Source organism: Lentilactobacillus parafarraginis DSM 18390 = JCM 14109, from assembly GCF_001435895.1.
GTDB classification, from domain to species: Bacteria; Bacillota; Bacilli; order Lactobacillales; family Lactobacillaceae; genus Lentilactobacillus; species Lentilactobacillus parafarraginis.
On record NZ_AZFZ01000031.1, the window covers coordinates 24,618 to 33,786 of the forward strand.

12 protein-coding genes are annotated in these 9,169 nt (G+C 47.6%); 7 read left to right on the top strand and 5 right to left on the bottom strand.

Annotated elements, in window-relative coordinates; all coding sequences use genetic code 11:
- Positions 1-31: 31 nt before the first annotated feature.
- Genes FD47_RS08265 through FD47_RS08285 form a run of 5 tightly spaced genes read right to left on the bottom strand, consistent with a single transcriptional unit; the run spans position 32 to position 4,215 of the window.
- Entirely contained in the window at positions 32-1,102 is a 1,071-nt protein-coding gene (locus FD47_RS08265; protein ID WP_054734857.1) for an ABC transporter substrate-binding protein, read from the bottom strand.
- The gene (locus FD47_RS08270) at positions 1,102-1,920 is read right to left on the bottom strand and encodes an ABC transporter permease (RefSeq protein WP_054734860.1); all 819 of its coding nucleotides are present in this window, start codon (positions 1,918-1,920) and stop codon (positions 1,102-1,104) included. The genes FD47_RS08265 and FD47_RS08270 overlap by 1 nt, the downstream gene beginning before the upstream one ends.
- Positions 1,917-2,729 carry an ABC transporter permease gene (locus FD47_RS08275; RefSeq protein WP_056980494.1) on the bottom strand — a complete coding sequence of 271 codons (813 nt, stop codon included), beginning with the start codon at positions 2,727-2,729 and terminating at the stop codon, positions 1,917-1,919. Before FD47_RS08275 ends, FD47_RS08270 begins: the two co-directional genes overlap by 4 nt.
- Before the next feature lie 14 nt (positions 2,730-2,743).
- Positions 2,744-3,829, bottom strand: coding sequence for an ABC transporter ATP-binding protein (locus FD47_RS08280; RefSeq protein WP_054734863.1), 1,086 nt, complete (start codon positions 3,827-3,829; stop codon positions 2,744-2,746).
- Positions 3,830-3,843: 14 nt separating this feature from the next.
- Positions 3,844-4,215, bottom strand: a complete 372-nt coding sequence (locus FD47_RS08285) for a hypothetical protein (protein ID WP_040537726.1) — start codon at positions 4,213-4,215, stop codon at positions 3,844-3,846.
- 87 nt (positions 4,216-4,302) lie between these two features.
- Between FD47_RS08285 and FD47_RS08290 the strand changes: the two genes are divergently transcribed.
- The 7 genes from FD47_RS08290 (at position 4,303) to FD47_RS08320 (ending at position 9,157) form a co-directional block, all read left to right on the top strand.
- On the top strand, positions 4,303-5,280 hold the full coding sequence (locus FD47_RS08290) for an asparaginase (RefSeq protein ID WP_054734866.1): 978 nt from the start codon (positions 4,303-4,305) through the stop codon (positions 5,278-5,280).
- Positions 5,281-5,367: 87 nt separating this feature from the next.
- A complete protein-coding gene (locus FD47_RS08295) occupies positions 5,368-6,531 on the top strand; it encodes a hypothetical protein (protein WP_054734869.1) in 1,164 nt (387 codons plus the stop codon).
- A gap of 218 nt (positions 6,532-6,749) precedes the next feature.
- Positions 6,750-7,100: a VIT1/CCC1 transporter family protein gene (locus FD47_RS08300; protein WP_054734871.1), complete on the top strand. Its 351-nt coding sequence runs from the start codon at positions 6,750-6,752 to the stop codon at positions 7,098-7,100.
- Positions 7,101-7,105: 5 nt separating this feature from the next.
- Complete coding sequence (locus FD47_RS08305) at positions 7,106-7,354, top strand: zinc ribbon domain-containing protein (RefSeq protein WP_056980496.1); 249 nt, start codon at positions 7,106-7,108, stop codon at positions 7,352-7,354.
- A gap of 157 nt (positions 7,355-7,511) precedes the next feature.
- A complete protein-coding gene (locus tag FD47_RS08310; RefSeq protein WP_054734882.1) occupies positions 7,512-8,375 on the top strand; it encodes an SDR family oxidoreductase in 864 nt (287 codons plus the stop codon).
- Between the two features lie 280 nt (positions 8,376-8,655).
- Positions 8,656-8,916 (top strand): type II toxin-antitoxin system RelB/DinJ family antitoxin, encoded by a 261-nt coding sequence (locus FD47_RS08315; RefSeq protein WP_054734884.1) that lies wholly within the window; start codon positions 8,656-8,658, stop codon positions 8,914-8,916.
- Entirely contained in the window at positions 8,909-9,157 is a 249-nt protein-coding gene (locus tag FD47_RS08320) for a hypothetical protein (RefSeq protein WP_056980498.1), read from the top strand. The genes FD47_RS08315 and FD47_RS08320 overlap by 8 nt, the downstream gene beginning before the upstream one ends.
- Positions 9,158-9,169 lie beyond the last annotated feature (12 nt).

A 9,169-nucleotide genomic window follows, 5' to 3' on the forward strand; every position in this document is an offset into this window, starting at 1 on the left:
TAGCCAATCTATTTGAAAACTTGACCAATCCTTAATGGTGCATTTTGAATTCCAGATAAAGATCGTTGTACTGCTGCACCTTTTCGGGGCTGAGGTTGCTGTAAACTTCGAGCTTGTCGAGGACCTTTTGCGACGGGTAAAACTGTTTGTCGTCACGGACGCTCTTCGGTAGGAGCTTGAAAGCCGCCGTGTTTGGGGTGGCGTAACCGATATATTCGGCATTCTGAGCGGCGTTCTTCGGCTGGTTCATGAAATTGAGAAAGGCATAGATTGCCTTAAAATGCTTGGCAGTCTTAGGGATGACCAGATTGTCAAACCACATGTTGCTGCCTTCAGTGGGCACGACGTAGTGAAGATGGGAATTCTGCGACATCATTTCCGAAGCTTCGCCGGACCAGTCCACTGCGATTGGGGCTTCCCCCTCAGCCATGTACATCTTGATTTCATCGGCAACGATCGCCTTCACGTTTGGTGACAGCTTATTGAGCTTGTCCCGGGCAGCGAGTAATTCAGGCGTATTCGTGGTGTTAACCGAATGGTGTTGAGAAATCAGGGTAAATCCCATGATATCCCGCGCCGAATCAATCAGCATAATATCATCGCGGTATTTCGAATCCCAGAGTTGATCCCAGTGAGCTAACTGGCCGAGCTTGATGGACTGATCATTGTAGATAATCCCCAGCGTTCCCCAGAAATAGGGGATCGAGTACCGGTTTCCGGGATCAAAGGACTTGTTCATGAAGGAATGGCCGTAATTGCGCATGCCGGTTAGCCGGGATTTATCCAACGGAATCAGCATGTGGTCGGCCTTCATCTTTTGAACCATGTAATCACTTGGAACCGTCAAATCATAGCTGGTACCGCCCTGCTTAATTTTCGTGTACATGGCTTCGTTGCTGTCAAAGGTTTCTACGTTCACGTGGTAGCCGGTTTCCTTTTGAAACTTGGTGAGCAGCGTTGGGGCAATGTAGTCGCCCCAATTGTAGAGGTTAAGGACCTTGCTGCCGGTGTCACCGGTTGATTTCGTCAGCTGCTGCGCGCCAACGCTGAGACCCAGGCAGATGCCCATGAGAACCAAAAATGCGATTAAAAACTTCTTCATTATTTGGTCACCTCCAGCTTATCCTTCTTGCGTCGGGTTGATTGATCGTGATTTTCGATAAAGTAGTACACGATCACCAGGATCAACGAGAAGATGAACATGATGCCGGCTAACGCGTTAATTTCAAGACTGATGCCTTGCCGCGCTCGGGAATAGATTTCAACTGACAGAGTTGTAAACCCGTTGCCAGTGACGAAGAAGGTAACCGCAAAGTCATCCAGCGAGTAAGTGATTGCCATGAAAAATCCGGCAATGATGCCTGGTTGGATAAATGGCAGTATCACCCGGCTCAAAACTTGGCCGGCCGTTGCCCCCAGATCGGTGGCGGCGTTGATGAGCGATGGACTCATTTCATCCAGCCGCGGCAGGACCATTAACACCACAATCGGAATTTCAAAGGCGATGTGGCTCAGCAGGACCGACCAGAATCCCAGGGGGACCTTCAAAGAAGTGAAGAAGATCAGAAAGCTGGCACCCATAATGACGTCCGGGGACACCAAAAGAATGCTGTTGAGTGACAGTAAGGTTTGCCGCGAATGCCGTTTTTTGGCGTTGTGAACCCCCAGCGCGCCGAGGGTCCCGATAATCGTTGAAAAGACCGACGACAGCAGGGCAATCAAAATCGTGTTAAGAAAAATAGCGAGTAACCGGTTATCGTGAAACAGTTCGCCGTAATGCGTCAGGCTAAACCCGTTGAAGTTGGCCATCGTCGTGCCGCTGCTAAACGAGTAGACGATGAGATAAATGATGGGAATGTAGAGAAGGGCAAACACAATGATAATGTATAATTTCCCAAGTTTCGAAGATTGATTGCTCATGCCTGCCGCCTCCGTTTCCGTTGGGTGTTGGTCAGCATCATGGCAATGACCATGGCGATAATCAGCACGACGCCAATGGTCGAGCCCATTCCCCAGTTCATGGTCGTTAGAAAATGTTCCTCAACGGCCGTCCCGAGGGTGATGATTTTATTCCCACCGATCAGTCGCGACAGCATGAAGAGCGACAGGGAAGGGATGAACACAATTTGGATCCCGGATTTCACGCCCGGCATGGTCATCGGAAAGATCACTTTGGTCAGCGTCTGCCAGTTTGTGGCGCCCAAGTCATGACTGGCCTTAATGTAGGAGTCACTGATATCTGTCAGTGAGTTGTAGATGGGCAGGATCATGAACGGAATTTGGATGTAGGACGCTACCAAAATAAAGCTGGCATCGGTGAACAGCATGTGCTGGGCGGGAATGCCGACCAGTCCAAATAACTGGTTGACTAAGCCATCATGACTCAGCAGGCCAATAAAGGCGTATGCCTTGAGCAGCAGGTTAATCCACGTTGGCAAAATGACCAGCAGAATCCAGAGATCCCGGTGCCGCAGCCGGCTGATCACCAGGGCCATCGGGTAACTGATGACCAGAGAAATCAGCGTGATCAAAAACGCGTACAGCACCGAGTTGGCAGTCATTGTCAGGTAGGTGCCGGACGAGAAGAAGGTCGCGTAATTATCGAATGTAAATTGATGGCGAATGTTGAAGAATGAATAGTAAAAGATTAACCCAACGGGGGCAATTACAAATAGTGCCAGCCACAGAAAGTAGGGCGTGTAGAACATTGCCCGAAAAGAACGTTTCATCAGCAATATCCCTCCTAATCTTCGTAGGTTTCCAACCGAGAATTAAACTTATCCTCGGTTTCGTTATACCGCATGACGTGCATGTCGTTGGGCCCAAAGCTCAGGCCGACAATGGCGTCATCAGTGGTCGCGTTGGTCGAGTGAATCAGCCACTCGTTATCCTGATCGTCGTACGCCAAAATTTCGTAGTAGTCCCCGCGGAACAGCTGGGTGCTGACCTTAACTTGAAGCTTACCCTTATCCGGGGTGGTAATGACCAGGTCTTCGGGGCGAATGACCACTTCAACCGGTTCGTTGGGCCGCATCCCGGCGTCGGCACATTCAAAGGTGTGACCGAGAAATGACACTTCGTAATCCTTAATCATGTGACCGGGGATGATGTTACTTTCACCGATGAAGTCGGCAACAAAGTGGTTGATCGGCTCGTCGTAAATGTCGACGGGATCACCTTGTTGAAGAATTTGGCCCTTATTCATGACAAAAATTTCGTCACTCATTGCCAGCGCTTCTTCCTGGTCATGGGTCACAAATAAAAAGGTGATGCCAAGGCTTTGCTGGAGGCTGCGCAGTTCGTACTGCATGTCTTTTCGCAATTTGGCGTCCAAGGCGGATAGGGGTTCATCTAATAACAGCACCTTAGGTCGGTTAATAATGGCACGGGCGATGGCAATCCGTTGCTTTTGGCCGCCAGACAGTTCGGCAATCTCACGGTTAGCGTACTTTTCCAGTTGAACCAGCTTGAGGGCGTCATGAACCCGTTCGTCGATTTCGCTCTTTTTGACTTTGTGCAGTGTCAGGCCAAACGCGACGTTTTCGAACACGTTCATGTTTGGAAACAGGGCGTAATCTTGAAAGACGGTGTTTAACTGCCGCTTGTTAGCGGGGATGTCGTTGATTCGCTGGCCGTCGAAGAGCACTTGGCCGGACGTGGCGTCCGTAAAACCGGCAATCGTTTGAAGAATCGTGGTTTTTCCACAACCTGAGGGGCCTAGTAGGGTGTAGAATTCCCCCTGATTCAGTTTGAAATTAATATCTTTAAGGGCGGTAAAGTCGTCGTATTTTTTGTACACGTGCTGCAGTTCAATGATGGTATTGCTCACGATGATTTTCCTTTCTAGTGGCGGCTTGCCCGGTGGCTCCCCGCACCCTTTATTTTATGAACCCGGCGCTTGAATTTTGCCGTGGTCCCGTTTTGTTCATATTTAAAATGGGCCATTTTGCCGTTAAATGGCTGACCCTGCAGGCGGATTTGCAACCAGCGCTGCATGACATTAATCATGGAATTAATCGAGTCGACGCGCGCGGCAACACCTTCTTTTTGGGCGGCCGCCATAATGTCAGTTTTCAGGCGATTGACCAGGTTCTGGTGATAGTCCACCAATTCCTGAGTCAAAGGGGCATCCTTGTATTTGTTAAACAACAATTCGATTTGGCGCATGGCGTCCTTTGAATTCTGAGGGGTGTAATAGCGATCAGAGTCTGACATAAACTCACTTCTTTCTGTCATAAGTGGTCATCGACCTTCATTATACGGTACAATAGTATAGATTATCATTTTGGAGGCCAAAACACCATGAAAACTATCCTTGCAATCCATACTGGCGGCACGATTTCGATGTCGCAAAATGACAAGGGCGAAGTCGTGCCGAATGACGAAAACCCGATTGCCGAAGAACAGGTTATTTTAAAGGGACAAATCAACTTAATTACGGATGAAATGTTTAACTTACCATCACCGCACGTCACCCCGGAAGTGATGTTGAAAATCAAGCAGCGGATTATGCGGACCATTGATGAGGAACACGTTGACGGCGTCGTGATTACGCACGGGACCGATACGCTGGAAGAAACGGCCTACTTCCTGGATTTAACGCTGCCCAACACCATTCCGGTGGTTGTCACCGGCGCGATGCGGTCATCAAATGAAATTGGATCGGATGGCTTGTACAACTTTAGAAATGCCATTTTAGTGGCGGCCACCGATGAATCTTACGGTAAGGGCGTTCTGGTGGTCATGAACGATGAAATTCATACCGCCCGGTTCGTGACGAAAACCCACACAACCAACGTGGCCACGTTCAGAACGCCAACGTTTGGGCCAATTGGAATTGTCACTCAGAGTAAGGCTAAATACTTTCAAGAACTCATTAAAACCGAGGTCGCTGACATTGATCACGTGGTCGACGGCGTTTACTTGATTAAAGCATATGCAGGGATGAATGGTGATTTGTTTAACGCGATTAACCATTCGGGAACCAAGGGGCTGGTCATTGAAGGCCTGGGCGCCGGAAACGTGCCGCCGCAGACGCTGCCGGCTATCCAGCACCTTATCGATAATAACATCCCGATCGTGCTGGTTTCCAGATGTTACAACGGCGTCGCCCAGGATATTTACGATTATGAAGGCGGCGGTATCCAGCTCAAGAAGATGGGCTTGATTCTGTGCCAGGGGCTTAACGGCCAAAAGGCGCGAATTAAGTTGCTGGTTGGCTTGAGTGACAACAAGGCGGGCGCGGATCTGGCCAGTTTCGTCAGCAACGCCATTTCATAGCCGATGAAATCGCTTCAACCCAACCATGAGGTAAGAATGGGTATAATAGAGTTAAATCATTAAGGTGAATTGAAAGAAGGTGGACCCTTGAAAACGCTCTATGAACAGTTGCGGTCAGCACAAATTGACGAGCAATTAATTAATGCATTTCAAGTTGACAGTGACATTATTTATACCGGAATTATTCAGTATCTAGGAAGTGATGACTTTGTGATGCTGACATATAACGACTACGGGATTCAAGACGGTGAAGTTTACTTAAAGATCAGTTCGGTCAAGTCGATTGAGACTGACAGCTATGACCTTGCCAGCATGAAGGATCGGATTTCCTTTGATGAAATGAACGATCTGGCAACGAATCCGTCGTTTGATATGCCAATTAAAATGAGTGACTCGTTGTTTGACCGCATTATTAACACACTCTACGAAAATCAGCGGGTATCATTAATCATCACGTTTGAAAATGGAAAATTGCACTACAACGAAGGCTTGGTTAAGGACGTGCGCGCCGATGGGGTCACATTCCTGAACGTCAATAAGTTCAACTTCGCGCATCAGCGGATGATTGATATTTCGTTTGTCAACGTGCGCGGAATTGAATTCGGCGGCACTGAATTGCAGTTGCTGCAGGAGACCCTGGCGATGGTCAAGCCGGAGAATCATATTGATGATGTCGTGGTCAGTGACCCGGATAAGTTCAAGGCCGAAGCTGAGAAGCTCCGCAATACCAACCGGGCGATTATTATTGATACCAATGATGATCGCAAGTACTTTTACGTCGGCCAGGTGATTGCCGATAATCCGCGGGAATTCGTGATGATGGTCGTGGACATGAATGGCCGTTTCGGCGGGTATGTCTGGATTCGCTATGATGATATTAAACGAATGATCCTGGATTCCGACTACCTGCGCTTGATTCATGAGTTTGTCAAAATGAATCAGAAGGCCGGCCATTTCGTGCTGCCAGTGCTGAATGCGGACCGGGCCTTTGACAATGGTGACAATATTTTGATTCATGTATTGTCACAATCGATTCGGTTCCAGAAGATTATTCGCTTTGAGTTAACGGACGGCGATAGTTTCGCGGCGTTCCCAACCAACTTAAATTTGGAAACCGGCATTTTGACGGTGCAGTTGCTGGATGTCGACGAGCAAGAGGAGTCGCCAGTCAAAGAGATTGGCATTGAGTCGATCCGGGAGATGGCGTTCGATTACTTTAAGGCGTTCCTTCAAGAAAACCAGGTGGATTAGAGTGCGACGAGGCTTGGTAGGTGCGGTGTCTAAGGATGAAATAGCGGAAATCCCGGTTCTGGATTTTGGCTATTTTATCCTTAGACGTTAGCGCCTGAGCCGTCGCCCCTAAAGGGACTCGCCAGTGCGTTCCGCACGGGCTTCGGAGCACGTTTCCGCTATGTAGCAGGAGAGCGACAGGAAATCAACGAGAAATCTAAGAAAAAGGAGGCCTCAACATGGCCAAGAAAAGTTCAAAAATGCCAAAATGGATTCGTGACACCTTGGAAACGGTGATTATGATTGCGGTGTTGATGGCCGCCTACAATTTCTTTGGCCCCCTTGTCTTTAAGAACGGATCCTACTTTCCGTGGTGGACGTATCCCTATTCTGTAGGTGCAGCGCTGCTGATTGTTGGGGCGTGGAACTTTGCCGCCCGAAAATTTCGATTGCTTAATCAGCAGTTGAAGGACGAAGAGGCGGCCAAACAGCGCGCCCAAATTGAACGGGAAAAGCAGGCTGCCCGTCAGGATCAACAGGAAGCGGTTAAACGCCGTAATCGGAATCAATCTAAGCAACAATCGAGGTAATCAAGATGGCAAGTCAGAAGTTTGCATTTTGCCCATACTGTGGCGCTAAGCTAACCGGTAACCCAACCGTGTGCCCAAATTGTCACCGGCAGTTACCGGTTGAAACGCACGAACCCAAAAGCGCCGCTCCTTCGATGACAAAGCTGTTTAATAATCCTTACAAAGAGGGGATGGATCGCTATCGAGAGGAAAAGGCGCCCGGGAAGCATCCGGTGAAGAAGTCATTTTGGCGGCGACTGATGGATAAGCTATAAGTTTTGGATTACTATCGATTTTAAAATTGAATTAAACGTGTGTCGATTATCGCTGCAAACTATCTGTCAGTGATGGTCGATTTTTTAGTTGTTTTGAACTTTAATAAGCGAATCGACTATAATGGAGTTAAGAATTGATTTAGGAGGTATTGTGATCATGAAATTTGCTGTTACTGGTTCAACGGGTCATTTTGGTCAGTATGCGGTTCCGTTTTTACGCGAATCAGCTGCTAAGGACGATACGGTGGTGGCGTTGGCTCGCAATGTTGATAAGGCTAAGCAATTATACCCAGAAGGCGTTGAAGTGCAGCCCGGCACTTATGAGGATGAAAATCAGCTGGTTAAATCATTAGCTGGTGTCGATCGGTTATTGATGATTTCCTCACAACCCGGTGCTAAGATGTCCCGCGTTGATCAACATCGCAACGTCGTAAATGCTGCCAAGAAGGCCGGCGTTAAGTTCATTGCCTACCTCAGCTTCCCGAAGGCTGATACGTCGACGGTGCCACTAGCCGCTGATCATCAGGCCACTGAGAAGATTATCAAGGAATCCGGAATTGCCCACGCATTCTTGCGGAACAACTGGTATATCGAAAACGAAGGGACTTTCCTTCACGAAGCAAAAGTTGGCGATCCATTCGTTTATGCCGCAAAGGACGGCAAGGTTGGCTGGGCTCCGGAAAAGCTGTATGCCCAGGCCGCCGTTAAGGTTTTAACCAGCGACAAGCCAAAGGAAGTCTATGAATTTGCTGGGCCAATGCACACTTATGGTGATTTAGCTGATGCCATGAAGAAAGCAACCGGTCATGATTTCGAAGTCGCCAGTGTTTCGGATGACGAATACATGGCTAACCTGCGGAAATACGTGCCGGATCAGCTCGACGCCTTTCTATCATTGATGCAGAAGTTAATTCGGGATGGCGCGTTGGAAGAAACCACTAGCGATTTGAGCGACGTGCTGGGAAAGCCCTTGCCATCGTTGGAAGAAGCGGTTGCGGATTATCTGAAGGAAAATCGGTAAACCATACTGGTTATCACGTATCGAAGATTGAATGCACGCTCAATTATTTCAGTAATGGTGAGCTTCATAAAGGATTTCTAAAAACTTAAAGCCTTGGAAAATAATGATACCCCCAAAGTTAAGGCGAAAGCTTTAACGATGGGGGTATTTTTTAAGATTTCGCGGAGCTCTCTCTAAATTCAATTTTTTTCAATGGTGTTTAAACTTCAAATACAAGATGATTCTGTTTGATTTAACGGTATTGTTACTATATAATAACGTTAAAAAAGAGGTGTTTACCATGGCGACAATTCAAATTACGCTATCTGATGAAGAAAAGCGGCAGGTTGATGAGCTGTTTAAAAAGTTGGGCATGACGACGAGTGGGGCAATTAAAGTGTTCTTGAGTCAGTCCATTCAGAACCAGGGCTTACCATTTACGCCCCATGTCCGAGATCATTCGCACCAGCAGGCAATTTATCCCGTTATTGGCAAAGACGGCCAATTAATCATTCCGAATGATGCGCCAGAGGAAGTTAAGGATTGGGTCAATAATGGATAAAGCCGGTCTTTACGAAATCTACTTGTTTAAAGTCACCTTTCATGATAAAACAGGCGGCAAAGAACGGCCGGTGGTTACCATTTCTTATAATCAACGGTCGCTTTCTTTTGAACTGTTAGGAATCTATTCTGATCGGCCTAAGTATTCTAAAAAGGTCTATTATCAGGATTTTATGTATCAGATTAAGGATTATCAAGCTGCTGGATTAAGAAAAATCAGTTGGTGTAAAAGGCACCCGTAAAATGTAGGAAAA

Coding starts and splice junctions, on each gene's coding strand:
- FD47_RS08265 (WP_054734857.1), bottom strand. CDS start 1,102: ATGAAGAAGTTTTTAATCGCATTTTTGGTTCTCATGGGCATCTGCCTG.
- FD47_RS08275 (WP_056980494.1), bottom strand. CDS start 2,729: ATGAAACGTTCTTTTCGGGCAATGTTCTACACGCCCTACTTTCTGTGG.
- FD47_RS08285 (WP_040537726.1), bottom strand. CDS start 4,215: ATGTCAGACTCTGATCGCTATTACACCCCTCAGAATTCAAAGGACGCC.
- FD47_RS08300 (WP_054734871.1), top strand. CDS start 6,750: ATGGCCAAGAAAAGTTCAAAAATGCCAAAATGGATTCGTGACACCTTG.
- FD47_RS08305 (WP_056980496.1), top strand. CDS start 7,106: ATGGCAAGTCAGAAGTTTGCATTTTGCCCATACTGTGGCGCTAAGCTA.
- FD47_RS08315 (WP_054734884.1), top strand. CDS start 8,656: ATGGCGACAATTCAAATTACGCTATCTGATGAAGAAAAGCGGCAGGTT.
- FD47_RS08290 (WP_054734866.1), top strand. CDS start 4,303: ATGAAAACTATCCTTGCAATCCATACTGGCGGCACGATTTCGATGTCG.
- FD47_RS08270 (WP_054734860.1), bottom strand. CDS start 1,920: ATGAGCAATCAATCTTCGAAACTTGGGAAATTATACATTATCATTGTG.
- FD47_RS08310 (WP_054734882.1), top strand. CDS start 7,512: ATGAAATTTGCTGTTACTGGTTCAACGGGTCATTTTGGTCAGTATGCG.
- FD47_RS08320 (WP_056980498.1), top strand. CDS start 8,909: ATGGATAAAGCCGGTCTTTACGAAATCTACTTGTTTAAAGTCACCTTT.